The organism is Leisingera caerulea DSM 24564, from assembly GCF_000473325.1.
Lineage (GTDB): Bacteria > Pseudomonadota > Alphaproteobacteria > Rhodobacterales > Rhodobacteraceae > Leisingera > Leisingera caerulea.
Genome location: NZ_AXBI01000001.1, coordinates 249,754 through 270,810, shown reverse-complemented (window position 1 = coordinate 270,810; position 21,057 = coordinate 249,754). Strand labels below are relative to the sequence as shown.

The 21,057-nt window shown below is 61.5% G+C and carries 19 protein-coding genes and 1 pseudogene; 5 read left to right on the top strand and 15 right to left on the bottom strand.

Annotated elements, in window-relative coordinates; translation table 11 throughout:
* Positions 1-10: 10 nt before the first annotated feature.
* The 4 genes from trpD to CAER_RS0101395 all read right to left on the bottom strand — a co-directional run bounded on the left by trpD (position 11) and on the right by CAER_RS0101395 (position 3,477).
* Positions 11-994 (bottom strand): anthranilate phosphoribosyltransferase, encoded by a 984-nt coding sequence (gene trpD / locus CAER_RS0101410; RefSeq protein WP_051357635.1) that lies wholly within the window; start codon positions 992-994, stop codon positions 11-13.
* A 193-nt stretch (positions 995-1,187) separates the two neighbouring features.
* On the bottom strand, positions 1,188-2,153 hold the full coding sequence (locus CAER_RS27175; protein WP_036796647.1) for a glutathione S-transferase family protein: 966 nt from the start codon (positions 2,151-2,153) through the stop codon (positions 1,188-1,190).
* Between the two features lie 12 nt (positions 2,154-2,165).
* On the bottom strand, positions 2,166-2,987 hold the full coding sequence (gene ygiD, locus CAER_RS0101400) for a 4,5-DOPA-extradiol-dioxygenase (protein ID WP_027233726.1): 822 nt from the start codon (positions 2,985-2,987) through the stop codon (positions 2,166-2,168).
* Positions 2,988-3,039: 52 nt separating this feature from the next.
* Positions 3,040-3,477 carry a DoxX family protein gene (locus CAER_RS0101395; RefSeq protein WP_027233725.1) on the bottom strand — a complete coding sequence of 146 codons (438 nt, stop codon included), beginning with the start codon at positions 3,475-3,477 and terminating at the stop codon, positions 3,040-3,042.
* A 665-nt stretch (positions 3,478-4,142) separates the two neighbouring features.
* On the opposite strand from CAER_RS0101395, the gene CAER_RS0101390 reads away from it, so the two are divergent.
* Entirely contained in the window at positions 4,143-5,039 is an 897-nt protein-coding gene (locus tag CAER_RS0101390) for a LysR family transcriptional regulator (protein WP_027233724.1), read from the top strand.
* Positions 5,040-5,144: 105 nt separating this feature from the next.
* Here CAER_RS0101390 and CAER_RS0101385 read toward each other — a convergent pair whose 3' ends face one another.
* The 7 genes and pseudogenes from CAER_RS0101385 to CAER_RS0101355 form a co-directional block, all read right to left on the bottom strand.
* Complete coding sequence (locus CAER_RS0101385) at positions 5,145-5,900, bottom strand: HpcH/HpaI aldolase family protein (RefSeq protein ID WP_027233723.1); 756 nt, start codon at positions 5,898-5,900, stop codon at positions 5,145-5,147.
* A gap of 45 nt (positions 5,901-5,945) precedes the next feature.
* Positions 5,946-6,866 (bottom strand): DUF6282 family protein, encoded by a 921-nt coding sequence (locus CAER_RS0101380; RefSeq protein WP_027233722.1) that lies wholly within the window; start codon positions 6,864-6,866, stop codon positions 5,946-5,948.
* A 58-nt stretch (positions 6,867-6,924) separates the two neighbouring features.
* Positions 6,925-7,652: pseudogene (locus CAER_RS30435) on the bottom strand (NAD(P)H-dependent oxidoreductase).
* 110 nt (positions 7,653-7,762) lie between these two features.
* Positions 7,763-9,034, bottom strand: coding sequence for a TRAP transporter large permease (locus tag CAER_RS0101370; protein ID WP_051357631.1), 1,272 nt, complete (start codon positions 9,032-9,034; stop codon positions 7,763-7,765).
* Positions 9,034-9,615, bottom strand: coding sequence for a TRAP transporter small permease (locus tag CAER_RS28680; protein WP_051357630.1), 582 nt, complete (start codon positions 9,613-9,615; stop codon positions 9,034-9,036). Before CAER_RS28680 ends, CAER_RS0101370 begins: the two co-directional genes overlap by 1 nt.
* Before the next feature lie 56 nt (positions 9,616-9,671).
* The gene (locus tag CAER_RS0101360; RefSeq protein ID WP_084299317.1) at positions 9,672-10,766 is read right to left on the bottom strand and encodes a TRAP transporter substrate-binding protein; all 1,095 of its coding nucleotides are present in this window, start codon (positions 10,764-10,766) and stop codon (positions 9,672-9,674) included.
* Positions 10,767-11,636, bottom strand: a complete 870-nt coding sequence (locus tag CAER_RS0101355; RefSeq protein WP_245597313.1) for a cupin domain-containing protein — start codon at positions 11,634-11,636, stop codon at positions 10,767-10,769. It abuts the gene before it with no gap.
* A 276-nt stretch (positions 11,637-11,912) separates the two neighbouring features.
* On the opposite strand from CAER_RS0101355, the gene CAER_RS0101350 reads away from it, so the two are divergent.
* Together CAER_RS0101350 and CAER_RS30585 are read left to right on the top strand one after the other, a co-directional pair.
* The gene (locus CAER_RS0101350) at positions 11,913-12,719 is read left to right on the top strand and encodes an IclR family transcriptional regulator (protein WP_027233718.1); all 807 of its coding nucleotides are present in this window, start codon (positions 11,913-11,915) and stop codon (positions 12,717-12,719) included.
* A 72-nt stretch (positions 12,720-12,791) separates the two neighbouring features.
* The gene (locus CAER_RS30585; RefSeq protein ID WP_260033388.1) at positions 12,792-12,920 is read left to right on the top strand and encodes a hypothetical protein; all 129 of its coding nucleotides are present in this window, start codon (positions 12,792-12,794) and stop codon (positions 12,918-12,920) included.
* Here the strand turns inward: CAER_RS30585 and CAER_RS0101340 are convergent.
* Together CAER_RS0101340 and CAER_RS29985 are read right to left on the bottom strand one after the other, a co-directional pair.
* Positions 12,917-14,734, bottom strand: coding sequence for a CHASE2 domain-containing protein (locus CAER_RS0101340; RefSeq protein WP_027233717.1), 1,818 nt, complete (start codon positions 14,732-14,734; stop codon positions 12,917-12,919). The two genes, CAER_RS30585 and CAER_RS0101340, sit on opposite strands and share 4 nt — an antisense overlap.
* Complete coding sequence (locus CAER_RS29985; protein WP_161631048.1) at positions 14,731-15,201, bottom strand: FecR domain-containing protein; 471 nt, start codon at positions 15,199-15,201, stop codon at positions 14,731-14,733. Before CAER_RS29985 ends, CAER_RS0101340 begins: the two co-directional genes overlap by 4 nt.
* A 186-nt stretch (positions 15,202-15,387) precedes the next feature.
* Here CAER_RS29985 and CAER_RS0101330 point away from each other — a divergent pair, with 186 nt between their 5' ends.
* Positions 15,388-16,080 carry a Crp/Fnr family transcriptional regulator gene (locus tag CAER_RS0101330; RefSeq protein WP_027233715.1) on the top strand — a complete coding sequence of 231 codons (693 nt, stop codon included), beginning with the start codon at positions 15,388-15,390 and terminating at the stop codon, positions 16,078-16,080.
* A 128-nt stretch (positions 16,081-16,208) separates the two neighbouring features.
* Complete coding sequence (locus CAER_RS0101325) at positions 16,209-17,543, top strand: LysM peptidoglycan-binding domain-containing protein (protein ID WP_027233714.1); 1,335 nt, start codon at positions 16,209-16,211, stop codon at positions 17,541-17,543.
* Between the two features lie 94 nt (positions 17,544-17,637).
* Here the strand turns inward: CAER_RS0101325 and CAER_RS0101320 are convergent, their stop codons facing one another.
* Both CAER_RS0101320 and CAER_RS0101315 read right to left on the bottom strand, forming a co-directional pair.
* On the bottom strand, positions 17,638-18,210 hold the full coding sequence (locus CAER_RS0101320; RefSeq protein ID WP_027233713.1) for a hypothetical protein: 573 nt from the start codon (positions 18,208-18,210) through the stop codon (positions 17,638-17,640).
* 231 nt (positions 18,211-18,441) lie between these two features.
* Entirely contained in the window at positions 18,442-20,961 is a 2,520-nt protein-coding gene (locus CAER_RS0101315) for a cation:proton antiporter (RefSeq protein ID WP_027233712.1), read from the bottom strand.
* Between the last annotated feature and the right edge of the window lie 96 nt (positions 20,962-21,057).

Sequence of the window (21,057 nt, the reverse complement as noted above, 5' to 3'; positions counted from 1 at the left end):
ATCTGCAGGATCACCGCTTCACATACTCACAGGCACTCTTGAGTACCTCCAGTTTGTTCTTGGCATGCCCAGCGTCAATGCTTTCAGCTGCCAGCGCCACACCGCCCTCCAGATCCTCGACTTTGCCAGAAATTTTCAGAGCAGCGGCGGCGTTCAAAAGCACTGCATCTCGGTAGCCCCCGCGCTCTCCACCAAGCAAGTCGGAAAGTTTTCTCGCATTGTGGATCGGGTTTCCGCCCTGGACCTCAGTAAAATCATGCACCGGAAGCCCGGCATCTTCCGGGTGTACCTCGAACTCAGATATTTCGCCGCCGTCAAAAGCGACGACGTGGCTCAGTCCGGCAATGGAAAGCTCATCCGTCCCGTCGCCTCCATGGACGAGCCAAGCGGCGTCCGAACCCAAATCGCGCAGCACCTCTGCCATTGGCCTAAGCCACTCGCTTGAAAAAGCACCCGTTAATTGCCGCTTGACCCCTGCAGGATTAGTCAGTGGCCCGACGATGTTAAAAATCGTTCGAGCACCGAGTTCCACGCGAACTGGTGACACATGATGCATCGCTGCGTGATGGAGTGGCGCCATCAAGAACGATATCCCGTGTTCTTCAAGCAGACGCTCTGAGACTTCTGCGCTCTGCATGAGGTCAATCCCCAAAGACGAGAGCGCGTCCGCCGCTCCGGATTTCGAGGAGAGCTTGCGATTTCCGTGCTTGGCGACGGGGACACCTGCCCCAGCCACTACGAAGGCCGTCGCTGTGGAAATGTTGAGGGTCCCTTTTCCATCTCCGCCAGTCCCGACAATGTCAATTGCACCGTCTGGTGCCCGAACGCGTTGCATTTTCGCACGCATAACGGATGCAGCGGCGGCAATCTCGGTGACTGTCTCGCCACGCGTTCGCAGGGCGATGAGAAAGCCGGCGATCTGCGCCGGTGAGGCCGCTCCTTCAAACAATGTAAGGAAAGCTTGTTCCGCCTCTCCTTTCGTCAACCCTCGCATAATTGCAGCGTCGATAAGTCCTTTGATTTCCGCCAATACTTGTTCCTTTTCGACAGATGTTTTTCCAGTCAGGAGCCCTGCTCGAGCGCGCGGGCTTCCAAAGCTTGCAGGCGCAGAGACCCGAGGTGAAAAACCACACCAACGTGCTGGCACGTGTTCTATGCTGCGCCGTCAACTCCTTGCCTGTCAGCGTTCATGTCGCCCTTTCGAGTAGCGCACTCATGTGCGCAGGGGCCTTGGGGACTACTCCGAGGGGATTGAGCGCCTTGATCGAGTAATAGCCCTGCAAGATGTGGTCCATATCCACCGTTTGGCGAACGCCTGGGATCTGCAGAATACGCTCTAAATACTCAAATAGACGCGAATAATCCCGAATCTCTCGGCGATTGGTCTTAAAGAGGCCATGATATGCCGCGTCGAAACGGATCAAGGTCACGAAAGCCCGAATGTCCGTCTCCGTCAGTGTGTCTCCGAACAGGAAATCGCCAGTCAGCCGGTCCTCGAGCTCGTCGAGCGTTGCGAAGATCCCGTCCATCGCTTCGTCATAGGCCGCCTGCGACGTCGCAAAACCCGCTTTGTAGACCCCGTTGTTCAACTGGTCGTAGATGCGCGGGTTGAGTTCGTCGATCTCCGCCGCGTGCGCCTCGGGATACAGACGGATATCCGATGGCACGAGATGCTCGAAGGCGGTGTCCAGCATACGCAGGATGTCGGCGCTTTCGTTGTTCACCATCACGCCGCGCTTCATGTCCCAGAGCACCGGTACGGTCGCGCGCCCGGTGAACTGCGGATCGGCACGGGTGTAGAGCTCATGCATGTAGCGCGCGCCGTAGAGCGGGTCCTCGTCCGCTCCGGGGTAGCCGCCGAAACTCCAGCCCTGATCGGTCAGGGTCGGGTTCACCACTGTCACCTCGATCATGTCCTCAAGGCCCTTAAGCTTGCGGGCGATCAGCGTGCGCGACGCCCAGGGACAGATCAGCGCGACATAGAGCCTATAGCGGTCGGGCTCGGCCTCGAAACCGCCCTCGCCCGTCAAGCCTGGCTGGCCGTCGGCCGTGATCCAGTTGCGGAAGCTAGACACTTGGCGCACGAAGCGGCCTCTCTCGTCGGCCTTCTGCACCGGCTGCCAGTTCTCCATCCATTTTCCGTCGATAAGCATGGTGCTTTCTCCTCAGTTCGCGTGAAAGATGAAGGACCGCATCGACACCGACCCGAGATCGATGGCATCGGTCATGAAGGTCAGATCGTCGCCATTGTCTGAGGCCCCGGCGATGGTGAGCGCGGGAAGGTAGTGATCCACCGTCGGATGCGCCATAGGCAGAAGCGCCCCCAGCCCCTTGGCATCGGCCAGCGCGGCGAAGTCGCGCTCCACGAGACGGTCAGCGAAGAGCGCGTCGAATTCCAACGCGAAGTCCTGCGGTCGACCGCCCCACTGCATGGTGCGCAGGTTGTGCACGACGTTGCCCGATCCGAGGATCAGGACACCGCGGTCACGCAGCTCCGACAGGGCCCGGCCGATCTCAAGCTGATGCTCGAGTCCGCGGCTCATGTCGATAGAGACCTGGAACACCGGCACGTCGGCCTCGGGGTAGAGGAATCTCAGCACCGCCCAGGCGCCGTGGTCGAGCCCCCAGCGGTCGTCTTCCTGCGCCCGGTGGCTTTTGAGCAGGGTCACCACCTCGCGGGCAAGCTCCGGCTGTCCGGCGGCAGGGTATTGCTGCTTAAACAGCGCTTTGGGGAAGCCGTAGAAATCATGGATCGTCTTCGGCATCTCCGAGACGTCGACCAAAGTGGTGCCCCGCGTCATCCAATGGGCTGAAACCACGAGAATGGCCCGGGGCCGCGGCAGGCTCTGGCCCAGGCGGGTCCAGGCGCGGCTGAAGGCGGTATCCTCGATCGCGTTCATCGGACTGCCATGGCCAAGAAAGACCACTGGCATCCGGTCGGAGGGGGCGAAGCGGTCGCGAAGGTCCTGAAGGCTGTGCGTTTGCATGAGACGTCTCCCGAGTTGGGCCGAACCGCCTTCTGGCGATCCGGCGTTTAAGTTACGCTCCGGCGAATTTGCCGAGGGTGCGGTCGAGAACCGGCAGGTGCAGCGCGTAGGCTCCGGCGCCGAGCAGCAGGATCACACCCTGTGCGATGGCCCAGAACAGCGGGAATTCCCAGCCGCCGCCTTCGTTCGAAAAAGCCCAGCCGAAGCCCGAGTGGGCCCAGACCGAGCCGAGCAGGATCGCCAGGAGCGGGATCGAGACAGTGCGGACGCCCACGCCCAGAATTAGCGCCATGCCGCCGCCCAGTTCGCCAAGGATGGTCAGGTAGGCGAAGACCTCCGGCAGGCCGAGGCTTTCGAAGAAGGCCACAGTGCCGGGGATGGTGAAGAGGCTCACCTTCATCCAGCCGTGGGCGAGGAAGGCCACGCCACTGGTGACACGAAGGATGAAGGCCGCATAGTCGGCGTTGTTGTTTGCAGAATTGATGGACATGTCAGTCACTCCTTGGACTTTGGTCGCGCCACTTGCCTCCATAAGTGGTGGCTTGTTTCCGATGCCCGCAACCTAAGCCTTGCAGCTAGTCAACAAAATGGAGATGTTAGAGAATGACTATCTTCGTTTTGTTCCGAATTTAGGAACGGGCCTATTCAACCAAATCATGCCGTTCGGTAACGTGGGTGCTCTGGCGTTCAGTTGCATAACACCAAGACACCAGAACCAGAGCGCTGGCCTATAAGTTCCACGGTGAAAATGCTCCCGCCCTCCCTGAAACCAGATAGGGCCGAAACTGGCCGATTTTTACGCCGCCCGCAGGAGGTTCATCCCGCCGCTGCCGTGGCTGACTTTCGCACCGCCGCTTACACTCGAGGCGGCCACTCAAACCTTTGTCAATCATTACAATAACCATCGCGGCTACGAGCACCCCGGCAGCGTCACGCCCGACGACGCCTGTTTTGGCCTGGCGCTCGCCATCCTGAAGCAAAAAAGTAGGATCAAGGTAAATGACCATCCGTCAGCACTGCTTGCTCAACCTGGGCCAGTCAGATGAGGTTGCTCACTTCCGCGTTTGATATAGGAGGCCATTACCGCTTGCAAACATTCCACAAAATAGAGATATCTTGAAGTAACTATCCACAAATTATTCCACACAGTTATCCATGGATATTGTTGACCAACTCAAGGCCTTCGTGGCCACCGCTCAGACCGGCTCGTTCACTGCGGCCGCAGGTCAACTGGGTGTCTCGAACCGGTTGACCTCAAAATACGTTGCCGAGCTGGAGCGCCGCCTCGGCACTCGGCTCCTTCAGAGAACCACCCGCAAGGTGGGTCTTACTCCTGCCGGTGACGAGCTTCTCGCACGGGCGCCTGCCCTGCTCGATGATCTCGATGACCTACTCGGCGAAGTTTCGGAAGGCTCACGCGGCCTCACCGGCGTCATCCGAATTTCGGCACCAGTGACTTTCGGAGAAGTCTATGCAGCAGGAATGCTCGCGCGATTTGCCAAACAAAACTTGGCCCTGACGATCGATCTGAGATTGAACGACCGCCATGTCGACCTGGCGAGCGAGGGCATCGATCTGGCCTTCCGCATGGGGCATTCTGAGATGTTATCTCTCAAGACGCGCAAGCTGGGCACGTTCGGCAGTCTCCTGGTTGCCAGCCCATCCTACATTGAACGGTGCGGATCACCTAAGTCTCCCGAGGATCTTGTAAACCACACCTGTATTGTCGACACCAACCGCCGTACGCCAAACAGGTGGCTGTTCAATCGGGACGGCACCGAAACGGTTGCGCATGTACGCGGACGTTTCCATGTCAATTCAGCGCGCGCCGCGGCCGCCCTTGCAGCTGATGGCGTAGGGATCGCCTATGCCCCGCGCTTTGTGCTGCACGACACGCTCCAAACAGGATCATTGATGCCATTACTTGATGACTACACTGGAGAAACCGGGCCCGTCAGCGCAGTCTACCTTGAAGGACGCTCCCTGCCCAGAAAGGTCCGTGCACTCATAGAGTTCGCAATCGAGGACATCAAATTGACATCAATCCTTTGAGCCGCCGCGTTCCGGACCAGCGACCGCAGCACCATGCCCGCCAAGGAGGCGGGTCACCTTCGGTGCCGAAATAACCGCCGGAATGCAACCGTCCGGCGGCTCAGTTCACGATGATAATCCCGCCGGCATCAACGCGGTGGCGGATTTGCGCAGCATGGATTGGTCCGATCCGCAAACAAACAGAGTAACACCCTTGGCATGCCAGGACGGGATTTGATTTGCGTCACCTACGAACAGGCCAATGGCTTTCCTAGCCCTTTTCCCGGCCTCGACGATGCGCATGATGGCGGCATCCAGCTCAGCCGAGGGCATCCCGGCCCCCATGGACTGGGACAAATCTGCCGGACCTATGAACAGCATGTCGACATCGTCAATCGCGGCAATCGCGTCCAAGTGATCCAACGCGCTTGCGTCCTCGATCTGTACCATGACGACACTGGCGGCATCGCTGGCGGATTGATACTCAGGGATGCTCAGGCCGCCGTAGTTACCTGCACGCGGAGAGGGGGACAAGCCGCGTTTCCTGCGCGAAAACTTCACTGCGTCGCAAACGGCTTCTGCAGCCTCTTGGTCCATGACATGCGGCACCATGACCCCGGACAAGCCCAGATCCAGAAGCGGCGCAATCCAGTCAGTATCCGCACCCCAGCGCCGGGACAAAAGCGGCAGGCCGGCGGCGCGAGAGGCCAGCGCCATCATGTCCATCTGACTGATGTCTATCGGTGCGTGCTCCTGATCAAGCACCGCAAAATCCAGCCCCGCATGCCCAAGGATTTCGACATTGTGCGGTGCAGGGGTTTTGATGAAGGTCCCGATCAATAGTTCGCCGGCCTTAATGCGCGATCTCAGATCCTGTGCCATTCAAGAGTTCCTATTTTGGTCTGTACGTATCGCATTTCGGATCCATTAAGCGGCCAACCCGATAACATCGGCAGCATTGGTGGACACCATGGCGCGGATCTGGGCGTCGGAATAGCCAAGCTCAATGCAGGTGGCGACACCGCGCTGGAACCCTTCCAAGGGGCTGAGTGTGCCGGTCTGTCCAAGATCTGAGCACAGGATCGTGCGTTCCGCACCAACCAGGTCGATGAAGGCTTTCAGATCCTCGTTCTTGCGGGTTCGGAATTTCGACCCTTCCAGGAAGAATGCCAGCGAATGCTCCACATAAGCGCCCATATCCGCGATTTCCCTGGTATCGTCCATAGAGGCGCCGACGATATCTTCAGGGTGGGTAAAGATCAGCCGCTCTACCCCGCGCTTGCGGGCCTCGGCAAAGACAATCTTGGTTTCCGAGACATGGATATGCCCGCTGGCCAGTGCCATGCCGGTGGCCGCCATCACGTCCAGTAGATCCACAACCTCGGGGCGCAGCTTGCCGCCATCGAACAGCGGCACGGCCTTGGCGGCACGGATTTTTTGTGTCGAAGCGGGGTGCGCCCAGCCGGAGCTTTTCTCCCATTTCAGATGGTTTTCCGCCGCCAGCGTAGGCAGCCACACGATCCGCCCGTCCATCGCGGCGGTGTGCTCCACTGCATAGGGGTTGATACCGCCAACCACGTTGTTCAACACGATGCCCGAAAGGACCTGTGTAGATAGGTCCGCATAGTGATCGCGGATCATGCGGGCGCACATCACACCGGAGTAATCGTGGTCCTTGGTCACCATAGCCGCGAAGCCGGCCTTGGAATAGATCTGGGCCAGTTCCAGATGGTCTACCGCCCGGGGTGCAATGGACGGACCACTGTGAACATGCGGGTCAACCGCGCCTTGCAGGATCCCGGCAATCCGTTCTTTTTGTTCGGTTTCGATCGTCTTGACTTCGCTCATGGCTGACCTCCTGGTCGTGGTTAGTTCAATATCTCCGATGCCTTGACTGCTGCGACAGTCACTTCTTGAGGCTCCAGGCACCGTCCGGCACTTCATCCAGCGCGTTGCGCCAGGCGCTGGTCCGCTGGATAGGATGTGCTGCCATTTCCAGAGCCGCCTTAGCGGCCGCGGCCATATATGCCTGGCGCTCGGCGTCGCTGGCGCGCGGAACTCCATAGCTGACGACAGGGCTTTGCACTTCGAAGCCCATGTATTCCAGGGCCAGCCTACGGATCGGCATCAAGAGCGGGCCAATCGGGCCATAGGCGCCGTCGCTGGAAAACCGTTCCGGCATGCCGCCGGTGGTGACACTGAGCATCGCGCGGCGTCCCCTGAATAGCCCGGTGCCGAAGCGCCGCCCATCCACATAGGCAAAGCCATAGCTCATCACCCGGTCGATCCAGCCTTTCATGAGTGCCGGGGCCCACCCCACCACAGGGGGAATTGCAGAATCAGGTTGTCGGCCTCTGCCACCCGCGCCTGTTCCCGCGCGATTTCCCCGGCATAGTTGTGATGGCGTGCGGCATGCGCCTGCTCGGCCTGCAGGTGAAACCGGTCGGGATTTACCGCGCCTTGCATGTCGTGCCGCCCGGCATCCGCCCGGAACCCATCTGCCGCCAGATCCGAGACGGTCACGCAGTGACCTGCCTCTGCCAGCGCGCGTCCCATGGCAGCCGCAAGGGCATGGTTGAAAGACGACGGTTCGGGATGGGCGACGACGATCAGAATGTTGCGCTGTTCAGCCATCGGCCGGAACTCCGCCTTGCTGCCGCTCTTGCAGGAGCAGCAAAGAGGGGGTGATACCCGCAGTCATGGCACAGGTGGTGAGGAATTTGCGATTGGCCATGGAGCGTCCCTCAGAACAATGCGCGCGGTATGAAGAGTGTGAGCTGCGGGATCAGCGCGATCAGCGCCAGGACACCCAGGCAGATCCCGACCAGCGGCAGCGCCTCGCGGATCACCCGCGTGAGCGGCTCGCCAGAAATAGCCGAGGCAATGAAGAGAAGGATGCCCACCGGTGGCGTGGCCATACCAATCACCACGTTCAGAACCACGACAGTTCCGAACTGAACCGGATCCATCCCGATGATCGCCTGGATCTTGAGCAGAATGGGCATGGTCAGGATCAGGATGGAAATCGGTTCGAGGAACATGCCCAAAATCAGCAGGAAAAGATTCAACAGCAGCAGGATCACCCAGGGGTTCTCGGTAATCTCAAGCATCGCATTTGCGATAAGTGTCGGAACCTGCTCCAGAGTGAATACAAAGGACACAATGCTGGCCATCGAAGTGATGAACAGGATCGAGGCGGATACCAATGCGGTGGCGATTAGCGCATTCCATACCCGTTCTGCGGTTAAGTCCCTGTAGATGAACCCGATGACCAGCGCATAGGCAACCGCCACGGCCGCAGCTTCTGTCGGTGTAAAGATCCCGGCCTTGATGCCGACCAGAATGATCAACGGCAGGATCAGCGCCGGAAGCGTGCGTCTGGTGGCAGTCATCCGTTCCCTGAACATCATTTTTTCGGTCACGGGGAACCCCTCGTGACGGGCCCGCCAAGTGGCGTAGGCCAGCAGCCCGGCGGCGATACCGATCCCTGGTGCCACACCGGCCAGGAACAGCTGACCAATCGACGCTCCTGACAAAACACCATAGATGATCATGGTGATCGACGGAGGGATGATCGGCCCCATGACCGAACTCACGGCAATCAGCGCTGCGGCGTAGGCAGCAGGCATTCCCTGCCGTGACATTGTCGGGATCAGGATGGTGCCGAGCGCCGATGCCTCGGCCGTTGCGCTTCCTGAGATGCCGGCAAAAAAACCTGACGACAGAATAGAAACGGAGGACATGCCGCCGCGCCGGTGGCCAACCATGGCACGGGCAAAGCTGACGATCCGGTCTGTTACCCCCCCCACGTTCATCAGAGATCCAGCCAGCAGGAACAGCGGAATGGTCAGCAGCACGAACTGATCGATCCCGGCAATCATCCGCTGCGGCAGCATCAGCGCCATCATCCCGTTTCCGGACAGGTAGAGGTAGATCGTTCCGCCGATTCCCAATGCCAGTGCGATGGGAATGCCGCTGGCCAGAAGCCCTGCGAAGACAAGGAAAAAACTGCCCATCAGACCGAATCTCCTGTTTTTGCCGAATGCATGTCCGGCGTTTCTGTATTGCCGAGGAACTCACACCGGAAACGGGCTGCCAGATCCGCCAGCACATGCAGTGACATAAGAGACAGTCCGACGGTTACCGAGACATAGACCCAGCGAATTGACAGCCCCAAGGGCGCACCAGTTAGGGTTTCCCAAATGAAATCGAGTGCCGGGATAGTCTGACGGTCAAAGCGGGAGGCGAAATCATAGCCATGCCAGGCCATCAGGCCTAGAAAGAACAGGACTGGAATGGCCGTCAGCGCACTAAGTATCCATTTCGCGCGCGGCGGCAGCCTCGCGGGCAAGAAATCCAGCGCGACGAACTCGCCTTGTGTATAGGCAAGACCCAATACCAGGAATGTCTGCCAGATCAACAGGTAGCGGCACAGCTCTTCTGCCCAGATAAGTGAATCACCAACCACATAGCGGGCGATGACCTGCGCAATCATTATGCCAACGATCATCGCCATGAAGACCCCGGCCAAGGTGCGCACCGCCAGAACATATCCTCGCACGATGGCCGGGGGTTTGGTGATGGAAGCGGGTGTCATGAGTTATCTTTCCGGGTTCCCCACCGCGCGGCTTTGATCGCGCGGTGGGGAAAACCTCACTTTGCCTGGCCAGTCTGGACTGCGGCGGCGGCAAGTTCTGCGATCAGCGGGTCTTTGGCGGCCCATTCCGCAGTCACACCCGTCACCTTGGCCCGCATTGCGTCCAGATCCGCCAGTTCCAAAACTTCGACGCCTTTCTGCGTCAAGGTATCGCGGCCCTCGGCATCCTGTGACTTTGCATAGGCCAGCGTCGCTGTAACCGACCGGCGACCGGCCTCTGTGACAGCGGCTTTTTCCTCGTCGCTGAGCGTGTCCCAGTAGCGTTCCGACATGAGAGTCGTCATATGCCAAGGATAGTGGCCGGTCAGCGTGAGATGCTTGCCGACTTCCCAAAGATTTTCGCCCAGCATAGAGGAGATATTGATTTCCACTGCGTCAATCACGCCGGTTTCCAGTCCCCCGTACACTTCGCCATAAGGCATACCCACCGGCGACGTTCCCAGCGTTTCCCAAATCTGTTTGTGCAGCGGCACGGGAACGATCCGCGTCTTCAGCCCTGCCAAATGGTCAAGAGATGTAACCGGGTCTTTGACCGATAGAAAATGCCGCTGGCCGGTATCGGCCGTGGCCAGCCCGATCAGCCCGGCCTCGCGCAGGTCGTTCTGAATCTTTTGTCCCACATCACCTAGCGCCAGTTCGCCAAAGTGATCATAGTCGCGCACAAGGAACGGCAACTGCCAGCCGTTCATCGCCAGCCGGCCAGTGACCAGCGGGATCAGCACGCCAGACACGGCGGTGACATCCATCGTCCCAGCTACCGCGCCTTCCAGAAGCTGCTTGTCGTCGCCCAACTGGCGGTTCGGAAAGATTAGCACGTTGAAGGCGCCCGGCATAAGTTCTTCCAGAGCCTCTGCGAAACTGGTGGCCAGCTTGTGGCCAGGGTGCAGCTCGTTGGCGGCATGGGCAATCTTCATGGGCTTGCCTGAAGCACGTGCAACGTGTGGCATGGCCAGAGTTGCAGTCAAGGCTGCGCCTGTCTGCAAAAGGGTTCGTCTGGTGATCATCGGTTTCTCCTCCCGAAATCCTAGTGGGTATGTGCTGCGCGCCAGCGCGGATACCGCGGTGACTGGCTGTTGCTTTTGTTCTGGCATCTAGACCGGGCCTTCCGCAGGATCTTCCGGCATCGGATAGTCCTCGGCGTTCAGCACCCATCGCGCCTTTTGTGAGAAGTCCTTGCGCGGTGGGCTGAAAACATCGACCAACTGATTTCTTCCTGCCCCGCTCGCCCGTGTTGTGTGGATAACGGGCGGCGGAATGACCAGCATGGAGGGCGAGGCCATCTCTATTGCCTCGTCGTCTCGCCAATCTGCCATGTCAGTGGTCCAGGGCCAGCGCAGGTAGTGGGTGAACTCCCCGCTCAAGGCCAAAGAGCCCTGTTCGAAGTCATCGTGATGATGCGGCGACATTTTCGCGGCATCGCGCGGACCGTCGAAGGGGTCCAGCACATTTATCATCAACGTGGTGCAGCGGAAGATCCGGCCGAATCGCCCGTCTTCCTTCGGCACGTTCAGCGAATAGGACCGGATTTTCCAACCGTCCTTGGGTTCAGGCCAGGGCTGAAAAGCAGGGATGTGAGTGCGTGGTGTATCATAGCTGCGTGCATTGCTGCAGGCTTCGGCCAGATCGGTGCTTTGGGTGGAAAACAGGCGCACCAGTTCGCCGCCGCCGGGCATTTCAACGCGGCTGTCGCCTGGCGGGACAAAGGCGATGGAGTACCCCGGAACCGTCTCGCGGGTTCCCTCCCATTCGATGACCGCTCCGGCTTTTGGCAGCAGCACCGCATATTCATCCACTTGACCGCTGCGTTCGAAGACGGCGCCAGACACGGTCTGGGAAAAACTGATCAGGAAATTTTGCCCCCTCATGAGCCAGGTCTTGCCAGTACCATCTTCAAGCTGGGGAACTGCGGTGTAAAACCGCCCCTCCTGCTGTTCGGTTACCAGTCCGGTTTGCCCCGTCATGTCGTTTGCCCCAGCCGGGGCAAGCGACGCCCGCGGATCCGATTTGTCATACATCCTTGAACCCTTTCCCGCCTGTGTATCCGCCCGCCAAGCATCGGGACGGTTGTGAGATGATAGCTGTCATTTCCGCTCCCTTTCCCTTGATATGTTTCGCCTGACGATACATGATGTTCTTGCAAGCGAAACATAAATACAGACATCCGGCGCTGTCAAGCATTGCGAAACCAGAGCGGTTTGAGCAGGTTTACGCGGCCGAAACAAAAAGGAGCCTGATCCATGGTGGCGGAAAGCGCGGAAAATAAAGACGTGATTCAGAGCGTCGCACTTGCATTGCAAGTCCTTGAAACTCTTGCGAATGCGGATGCGGATATGGGTGTCACCGCCTTGGCCTCGGCGCTTGGCACAACCAAGAGCCGGATCCACCGCCATCTGCGCACTCTGGTTTCGCTTGGATACATTTCCCAATCCGGAACAACCGAAAGGTACCGAATCGGATCCCGGCTGATTGCCCTGGGTCAAGCGGCTTCCGGTACGGTGGATCTGCCCTCAGTGGCAATGCCCCATATGCGAACGCTTCGTGACCGTACCGGGCACGCCGTCAGCTTGGGAAAGATTGAAGAGGATGGCATCCGGATCCTAAACACACTGCATGGCAACATGCAGATCGACGTTGGTGTCCGCCCTGGATCGCTGCTTGGGTTTGCAAATTCGGCCCAAGGCAAAGTTGCCCTAGCGTCGATGCCGGAACATGCGCGCCAAGATGTGATTCCGGAAACGCTTGCCGCAGGCACCAAATTCACTATCACGGACAGAGCAGAGCTTCTTGCCCACATTGACAACATCGCCGGCCAGGGTTGGGCAACCGCGCCAAATGAAACCATGCTGGGCCTGAATGCACTTGCGTGTCCGATCTTCAACTCAGAGCGGGCGCCCATCGCTACGATTGCCATCGTCAGCCTGACCGAATTTATTAAAACCCCGCCAGAGCAGAGCCAGATTGAAGCCGTATCCGTGGCGGCGGCTCGTATTTCAGCCGAGATTGGTTTCGATAAGCAGCAATTGAGTCGGGTACAAGACCAATAATCCCACCGCATTTGTACGGTCACACTTCCCCCACTCATCCGAACGGTTATCAGAAGGATTTACTACATCGGCGTGCTGTTTATCGCCGTTATGATCGGCAGCATCGTGGGCACCTACCCCGGGAAACGGGTGGAGGTCAGCCGTGAGACTTTCCGGCGGCGGGTGATCGCGCTGGAACGCGCCCGCCACGAAAAGGGCTAGGCCGGCATCCACATTACAACTTCGATGTCTCCGCGGCGCCCCCGGATCTTGACCGGCTTCGTCACATCCGGCCGGGGCAGGTCTGCCGCCGTCCGGCCTGCACGCGACAGCAGGCGGGACGACGCGGTGATCGCCGCCCCATGCGCTTTTCCAACCTCCATGAGGCGGCTGGCCACATTCACGCAATCGCCGGAGGCCGAAATCTGCTGCTGCCGTTCATGACCCAGCCGCGACAGGATGATCGGGCCGCAATGCACCCCCACCCGCATTCCCTTCAGGCTTTGGCATTCCGGCGAGCCCGCAATCCAGGACCGGATACGACTTGCCAGGCCGAAGCTTGCCCGCAGCGCCTGCTCCGCATCCTCCGCCCCCGGGTCCGGAATGCCAAAGCCGATCATGGCGCCGTCGCCCATGAAATCAAGCACAACGCCGCCCAGCTGTTCGGCTTCCTCCACGACAAGCTGGTGAAACACCTTCAGCAGGTCGCGGGTCGCGGCCGGCCCGAGGTGCTCGGAGGTGCCGGTAAACCCGCCCAGATCGACGAACAGGATCGCGGCGTCTTGCGCGCGCGGCGATTTGAGAAAAGCCGGATCATCCGCAATCCGGCGGGACAGAGCCGGAGCGTGAAACAGGCCCAAGGCCTGCCGGGCCATAACCTGCAGCTTGGCCTGCCTGCGGTCGAACATCTGGCGCACCAGCATCAGGCACAAAACCGGCGGCACCGCACCTGCCAGCGGTAGCGCCAGGCTGAACCAGTAACCATTGCCGAAGAGGAGCGCGGCCGCAGCAGCCCACCCCGCCAGCAGGCCCAGGAAAACCGTGCTCCCCGCCGCCAGCGGCAGCAGCGATACCGCCAGAACGCCGCAGGCCGCAAGGGCCAGCGTCACCGCCGCATCCAGCCGCCGCACCCGGCCGCCGCGCACCAGCTGAGAGCCGTGCAGCAAATTGGCGATCCCGGTGGCCAGCACCTCGACTCCCGGCATGACCTGGTCAAAGGGAACGCTAAAACGGTCTCCGACCGCCGTTGCCGTCGCCCCCAGCAGCACCAGCTGCCCGTCCAGGCCGGCCTCCGCCCCGTCCAAAAGCGACTGCGCGCTGATTGTCCTGAGGGTGCCGTGCGCCCCGTAGTAGCGCAGCGGCAGGTGCCAGGCGATGTCCATCGGCCGCACCTCGCCCGCCACCCGTGCGCCTCCCGGCACCAGAGGCACGGCATCACCGAGGAACAGCGACACCGCCTGCAGGACAAAGGACGGGGCAAGGCCTTCGGTTGTCTCGAACACCAATGGCAGGTGCCGCGGCGTGCCGCCTGCATCTGCCGCGATATTGGCAAGTCCGACCGAGGCGGCGGCGGCAAACTCCGGCCGCGGGCCGATTTCGCCGGAAGTCTTCGGGACCGCTGGCCGACCGGTTTCGTCCGGGCCGAACAGCCCGGCTGACGCGATCACCACCGGCAGCGACTCCAATGCCCGCGCCAGCTCGCGGTCCGCTTCGGTGCTGTCGACCAGCAGCAGGTCCAGCGCCACCACCCTGGCACCGCCCGCTGCAATCGCGCGGATCAGCTCCGCCAGCGACCTGCGGCTGACCGGATACCCGCCGGCCGCCGCCACGGTGGCATCATCCAGCGCAACAATTGTCACGTCCGGGGGCGCGGGGCGCGGCCCGGCGATCAGCAGCCGCCAGTCGGCGAACACCGCCTCGGCCCGGTCCAGGGCGCTGGCGCGCCCCGCGATATGGTAAACCCCCAGTAGGCCGGCCCAGGCCCAGGCCGCGATCACCGCCGCCGCTGCAGCCCAAAGCGGCAGCCGCGACTTCATCGCCCAAAGCGCATCAGGAGTGCCGAAACCTTCTCAGCGGGCCATTGCTTCACCTCCATCGGCGTTCCCGCCGACACCGTGACCCCGTCGCCCCCGCCCAGCTCCACCGGATCGCTGCCATCCAGGCGGCGCACTTCGACCAGCCCTTCAACGACGAAAACCGCCGTGCCGACTGCAGTGACGTCTACAACGAACAGAGTGCCGCGCACCGAAACGATGGCGTGCGGGGTCATGATCTGAAATGGCCCCTTGCCGGGCGGCAGCGTGACCAGCACGCCCTGGCTGGTCACATCGACCGACACGGGCGGCGCCTGCAAGGCCGGCAGCCGGAACCCCGATGCGCTTACGTCCGGGGCTTCCGCCTCAATGACCAGCCCGTTCGCGCAGCTCAGAATGACCCGCGGCGGATCGCTCGCTTCGGTTGTTTGGCAGGACCCGCCCTGCTGGCCCACAGCTGCGCTGCTCACCGCAACGGCAGCAGCCAGAACACTGGTAAAAATCAGAAACGCTTTCCTCAACAAGCACCCCCCGCGTTTTCGCCAAGACCGCTTCAGCATGATGATCAGATGCCCATAATGGCCTAGTTTTAGGGGATGACCAAATGAAATGCGGAATCGCCGGATTTCCGGCGCCAAACGCGGATTGTGACGACCATGACGGAGGAAAGCCTCGCCGCCAAAGCTGCGCTGCTGGCACAAAGCGCCCTGTTTGCCGGGCTCGACAGGACGGTGCTGCACGGCCTGGCCGCCCGCGCGCATCTGCGCCGGCATGAGGCCGGCGCGCAGATCTTCCGCTGCGGCTCGCCAGGCGACAGCATGATGGCGATCGCCCGCGGCACCGTGCGGATCAGCGCGATGGCGCCCACCGCACGCGATGTCGTCCTGACCGATCTCAACCAGGGCGACGTCTTCGGCGAAATCGCCCTGCTGGACGGCGGCGGGCGCAGCGCAGACGCGCATGCCCTGACCAATTGCACGCTGCTCATTCTCGAACGGCACGCCTTTCTGCAAGTCCTGCAGACCGCTCCGGACCTGGCCGTCAGGCTGATCGAACTGCTGTGCGCGCGGATGCGCCGCTCGGACGAACGGATGATGGAAATCGCCTTTCTTCAGCTGCCGCCCCGGCTGGCCCGGACCCTGCTGCGCCTGGCGTCCGGCGGCGGCGCCAGGCCGGCAAAACGGCTGGCCCAGTCGCAATCCGAGATCGCAGACATGATCGGCGGATCGCGGGAGAACGTGAACCGCTGCCTGCGCAAATGGCAGAAGGCGGGATTGATCGGCCTGGCTGACGGCTGGATCATCCTTCTGGACCCGGCCGGGCTGGCAAGAATTGCCGCGGCGGGCTGACGCCCTTCTCCGCATATGCCCGCGCTGTGACGCGCGTCACAGGCCCGCGGCCGCCAAGGGGCTAGACTGCGGACCCGGCGGCCTCCTGTACCGCAGAGCGGTCAGCCGCCGGCGGAAGGAGCCCGGTTATGTGGATTCAGCACAAAGTCAAGGAAGGCGAAACGTTCGAGGATATTGCAAAGAAGTACAAGGTCAAGGACCTGAAAGTCCTCCTCCAGCACCCCAAGAACAAACCCGCGGCGGCGGCGTACCGGAAAAAGCAGCCGCTCAAGAAAGGCATGGTCGTGCATACGCCGGACCCAAAGGCGAAATGCTATGTCATGAAGGTCGGCAACAAGCAGTACCCGCTGTCCGAAAAGGAATGGAAGCAGTCCATGGCGGCGCTGAACAGGGCCATGGACCTGAGCCTGAAGCGGATGAAGCGGGAGCTGGACAGCGCCAAATACCGGCACAAAATGCAAAACGACCTGGACGACGAGCATTTCATCATCTCGTTCCTGATCCGGTCCGGCGACGGCCCGGTGGCCTTGCAGGCGATGGCCAACGGCGCTGTCGCCAACCTAGAAAAAACCGTCAAAAGGCGGGATTACAAGCACTTCGAATTCAGCATGAAGCTTGCTGAAAAGCAGATCAACATGTACCGCACCGGTCTCGGCAACTGGCTCAGTGATGTGGTTGGCACCGCCGAAGGCTGGAAAACCGGCCTTTCCCTCGTGCGAGACATCAATTTCGTCATATTCGGCGCCGCGGCGATGACCCTTGCCGCTCCGGCCACCGCTGTGGCGACAGTTGCCTGGGGCACCGGAATCGGCGCCGGCACGGCGGTCATTGCCGAGAGTGCAAACCAGATCGGCAAGGTAATCGCTGGCGACCCGGTGACCAACAAGAGCTCAGCAAAGGCTATCGGCAAAGCCATGCTCCGGGGCGGAATCGCCGGCGGTGCGGGCGCAACTATTGCGAGGTTCGTCAGCGGATATGTCGCTCCCAAACTGGCTGAATACATCCTCCGCAACAGAGTCGCAGCAAGATTGGCGACGAGGCTGATCTCGAAATCGCCCCTGATACCTAAATTGACCGACCGCCTCTTGGAGCAGGAGATTAAAGCGCTTGGCGAGAACGTGGTGAAGCGGTTTTCCTCGCAAGCTTACAAGGAACTCGCCAGCAAAGTCCTGGTCAAGCTGTTCGTGCGGTCTGGCGTCAGCGGAACCAGCAAAATTCTCCAAAAGATCCTGCTGTCTGACAGCAGTCGCAGACCTGTTCACATGTATCTCGAACAGAATGCCACCACGCTCAAAGGGAAAATGGACCAGAAAAAACTTGGGGAACGCATTGCCAAGTTACTGCAGCGCGATCCGGTAACTGATATGGCCTTCGAGACCTTCTGCAGAAGCAACGTGAAGAAAATCGAGGGCGAACTGCGCGCCGAGGTCAGGAAGGGGCTGAAGGCCAAGACCTGGGAATGACCGTTCCCAGGCTTTGCAGGCCGGTCACGGCGTTCCGCCGGAATGGCCGGTCATCATCAGGCTCCCTCAGCCGCGGGCGCGGTCCTCTGCACCCTCACCCGAATTGCGAGCAGTGGGGCGAGATCTTGGCGTAATTCGATGCGGTGTCGATCGACAGGCTCTTGACGGCGACCTTGTAGAACGGCCCGTCATCGATTTCCTTGTAGGCATCGATCGCCACCTTCCGGGCGGCTTTCGCCTCGGCCTGGGCAAAGGCGTCATAATCGCCCTTGTACTTGCGCAGCATCGCATCGGTGTGTTTCTGCAGGATCTTCTGGCAGGCGGAATTCATCGCCTTGACGCCCTTGACGCAGATCTTCTGGTGCTCCTCCTCATGCGCCTTGACCAGGGAAAAGCACTTGGATTTCTTATCTATGGCTTTGCTTAGGTAGATCTGGCCGGTGTAGCGGATCGACAGGGTGACCGAAGACAGGCCGACGGCTTTCTTGGTCTTCCCGTCCATATCCCATTCGAAACTGGCGTTCATCAGCTTCAAATCCGGCGAGTGCTTTCCGAACAGGACGCCTTTCTCCCCCTTCCTCATCTTTTGCAGCTTGGCATGATCAATGATCGTGACCTTCGCCTTGGCCTGAATATCGGTATCGATAATGTATTTGGTCTTAGCCATCGGGGCGCTCCGCAATAAAGGCCCAGCCGGGGCCGGTATGAATTGCTGCCATGCGACCCCCGGCGGCGGGCCATGCGAACCCGTAACCGCCGCCAAGGCCCGCTGATCAAATCTTAGCCCGGATGATTGGGCTGGCAAAGCGGACAGGCGCACGTCCGGGGGCACAGGTGGCCGTTCTGGCGGAACCGCCGCGACAGGCCCCGGTCCCAGGCTTTGAAGCGTCCGTGCCGGTCAGTCCGCCGGGTTCTGAACGGCGCCAGGCAGGAAAACCGGGCCGGGCCTCTGACCGCTCAGGCTCGCCTGCACGGCCTCCCGCAAGGCCTCGCTGCGGTCCAGCAGCTTGCGGAACTCCGTCTCGCGCAGTTCCAGCAGCACAGACGGAGCGATGGCGCGGGCCTGCGCCTGGGCTAAGCGGGCACCGGGGGTCAGCAACGCGGCATGGCCGAACATGTCGCCCCGCCCCAGCCGGGTCACCCGGCCTGCCCGCCTGAGCTCCAGCGCGCCGGAGGCGATGAAATAGACGCTCCCGCCGCCGCCCTGGTCCGGCAGCTGGCCACCCGCATTGACATGGACGGTCTTCAGGCTGCGCTGCAGCTGCCGGCGACTGCGCCGGTCCAGCGCTTCGAAAAAGGGAAGCCTGCGGATTAGCTCGGCGCGCTGAACCGCCACATCCAGCCGCGGACGGCTGTCCAGCTGCGCCCGGCGGGCAAGCAGGTCCTGCAGCAGGGCCGTCAGCACTTCGGTGCCGATCAGCCCGTCTTCATGCAGGGTCCGGTACTCGCGCTCCTCAAACCGCAGCGCCGCGCGCCGGATGAACAGACGCTCCAGCTCTTCGGCATAACCGGGATACTGCAGCCGCAGCCCCTCCAGGGCCGCCTCCAGCGCTTCCGACCGCCGGGCCAGCATCCCGTGCAGCAGCTGGGCCACGCGTTTGCCGTGGATCCGGCGGATGCGGCTGTCGACAAAGGCATCGAGGTCGCCAAGAATGACCCGCTGCGCCAGCATGTATTCAAACCGGTCCGCCGTCAGCCTGCCCAGCAGCACCGGCACCCGCAGGCGATTGTGCAGCGCCAGCGCCAGGCGGAAGCCGCGGCCATAGGCCAGCATGCCCCGCGCCCGCCTGCGGTAGCCGGAGCGGCCCTGGGTCCGGACTGCTTCGATCAGCCGGTCGGCGCCGGTGATCAGCTGCTCCGTCACGCGGGCGGAAATCAGCCGCTCCCGCAGCTGGCGCAGCGCCGCTTCGCGCTCCGCCGCCGCCAGCGAAATCAGCCCCAGCTTGACCCGGTCCTTATCCAGAATGCCGGTGGTTTCCTCCGCCGCCCGCACCGCCTCGTCCAGCCAGATACCGAACTGCTTGGCCTCGTCGCGCACGGTTTCATGGTTCAGCCGGTAGCTTTGGGTGACGCCGGCCACCTCTTCGCGCACGGTTTGCAGTGCGACTGCAACCGCCTGCTGCGACAGCGCCGCATCAAAGGCAGAGAGCCGGTCCAACCCGAGCCTGCTTACCACCCAGCGCAGGGTCGTGCCCTGAACCAGCAGGGTGAACAGGACAAAGCCGGTGGCGAGAATGCCAACAAGGCGCTTGGTCTCATGCGGGATCAGCGCGTTCTCGGTCACCGCCAGCGCCAGCGCCAGCGTCAGCGCCCCCCGCAGGCCGCCCCACAGGATGGCAGCGCGGTAGCTGCGGTCTATGGCGGGCGACAGCCGTAACCCGCTCAACGCCGGCATCATGACAAACAGGATCAGCGCGCGGGCCGCGATGGCGGCGGCGATCACCACCAGGATCAGGACGAAATCCGTCAGCCGGATTTCCTGCAGCAGGCGCGGGATGAACAGCGCCGCCAGCACAAAGATCATCGCTCCCGCCCAATGTGCCAACAGGTCCCAGCTCTCGCACAGCTTGGTCCAGGCCTGCGGCGTCAGCCGCCCCGGCGCCGCCAGGTGCAGCGACAGCCCCGCCGCGACCACCGCAATGACCCCGGAGGCGCCCAGCACCTGCTCGGCAATGACATAGGCCAGATAGGGCAAGGCAACCGAAACCGACAGCTGCGCCAGGATAAAATCCGCAAACAGGCTCATGACCCAGACCGCCGCCCTTGTTGCCAGCCAGCCGGTCAGCGCGCCGCCCAGGATCAGCATTGGAAAGCCCGCCAGCGCCTCCTGCATCGAGGGATCGGGAACGCCGACCATCACGAAGCCGAGGAACAGGCCAAACAGCGCAATTGCCGCCGCATCGTTCAGCAGGCTTTCGCCTTCGACGATCCGGGTCAGGCGCTGTGGCGCGGCAATCGAGCGGAAAATGCTGACCACCGCCGACGGGTCGGTGGTCGAGACGATGGAGCCGACCAGCAGGCAGGCGGTCAGCGGCAGGCTGCTCGCCCAGTGCAGCGAATAGCCCACCAGCCCGGTCGCCGCCACAACGGCGATCACCGCCAGAACGATGATGGGCACGCCGTCCCCGACCATCTCGCGCAGGTCCATTCCGATGGTGGCCTGGAACAGCAGGGTCGGCAGGAAAACATAGATAAAGATCTCGGCCTGGATCGGCAGCCCCAGGATTGCCTCCGCCACGGGGTTGAGCGCATCGGTCAGTTCGGTACGCAAAAAGAAGCTGGCGCCAAGGCCCAGCACGATGCCGATCATGGCAATGATGGCGCTGTATGGCAGCCGCAGCCGCGCGGCCAAAGGCTCCGCCGTGCCGATCAGGAAGAACAGCACGGCAATGAAGGAGATGACAACCCAGGTATCCATATCTGCCGATAGCGGTTTTCAGAAGGCGAAGGAACGCAATAGTGCAGCCCCACTGCCCGGCCGCATAAACCCGCCATTGCGGCGGCTTGGGAATTC

Coding starts and splice junctions, on each gene's coding strand:
- trpD (WP_051357635.1), bottom strand. CDS start 994: ATGCGAGGGTTGACGAAAGGAGAGGCGGAACAAGCTTTCCTTACATTG.
- CAER_RS27175 (WP_036796647.1), bottom strand. CDS start 2,153: ATGCTTATCGACGGAAAATGGATGGAGAACTGGCAGCCGGTGCAGAAG.
- ygiD (WP_027233726.1), bottom strand. CDS start 2,987: ATGCAAACGCACAGCCTTCAGGACCTTCGCGACCGCTTCGCCCCCTCC.
- CAER_RS0101395 (WP_027233725.1), bottom strand. CDS start 3,477: ATGTCCATCAATTCTGCAAACAACAACGCCGACTATGCGGCCTTCATC.
- CAER_RS0101390 (WP_027233724.1), top strand. CDS start 4,143: ATGGATATTGTTGACCAACTCAAGGCCTTCGTGGCCACCGCTCAGACC.
- CAER_RS0101385 (WP_027233723.1), bottom strand. CDS start 5,900: ATGGCACAGGATCTGAGATCGCGCATTAAGGCCGGCGAACTATTGATC.
- CAER_RS0101380 (WP_027233722.1), bottom strand. CDS start 6,866: ATGAGCGAAGTCAAGACGATCGAAACCGAACAAAAAGAACGGATTGCC.
- CAER_RS0101370 (WP_051357631.1), bottom strand. CDS start 9,034: ATGGGCAGTTTTTTCCTTGTCTTCGCAGGGCTTCTGGCCAGCGGCATT.
- CAER_RS28680 (WP_051357630.1), bottom strand. CDS start 9,615: ATGACACCCGCTTCCATCACCAAACCCCCGGCCATCGTGCGAGGATAT.
- CAER_RS0101360 (WP_084299317.1), bottom strand. CDS start 10,766: ATGCCAGAACAAAAGCAACAGCCAGTCACCGCGGTATCCGCGCTGGCG.
- CAER_RS0101355 (WP_245597313.1), bottom strand. CDS start 11,636: ATGACGGGGCAAACCGGACTGGTAACCGAACAGCAGGAGGGGCGGTTT.
- CAER_RS0101350 (WP_027233718.1), top strand. CDS start 11,913: ATGGTGGCGGAAAGCGCGGAAAATAAAGACGTGATTCAGAGCGTCGCA.
- CAER_RS0101340 (WP_027233717.1), bottom strand. CDS start 14,734: ATGAAGTCGCGGCTGCCGCTTTGGGCTGCAGCGGCGGCGGTGATCGCG.
- CAER_RS0101330 (WP_027233715.1), top strand. CDS start 15,388: ATGACGGAGGAAAGCCTCGCCGCCAAAGCTGCGCTGCTGGCACAAAGC.
- CAER_RS0101325 (WP_027233714.1), top strand. CDS start 16,209: ATGTGGATTCAGCACAAAGTCAAGGAAGGCGAAACGTTCGAGGATATT.
- CAER_RS0101320 (WP_027233713.1), bottom strand. CDS start 18,210: ATGGCTAAGACCAAATACATTATCGATACCGATATTCAGGCCAAGGCG.
- CAER_RS0101315 (WP_027233712.1), bottom strand. CDS start 20,961: ATGGATACCTGGGTTGTCATCTCCTTCATTGCCGTGCTGTTCTTCCTG.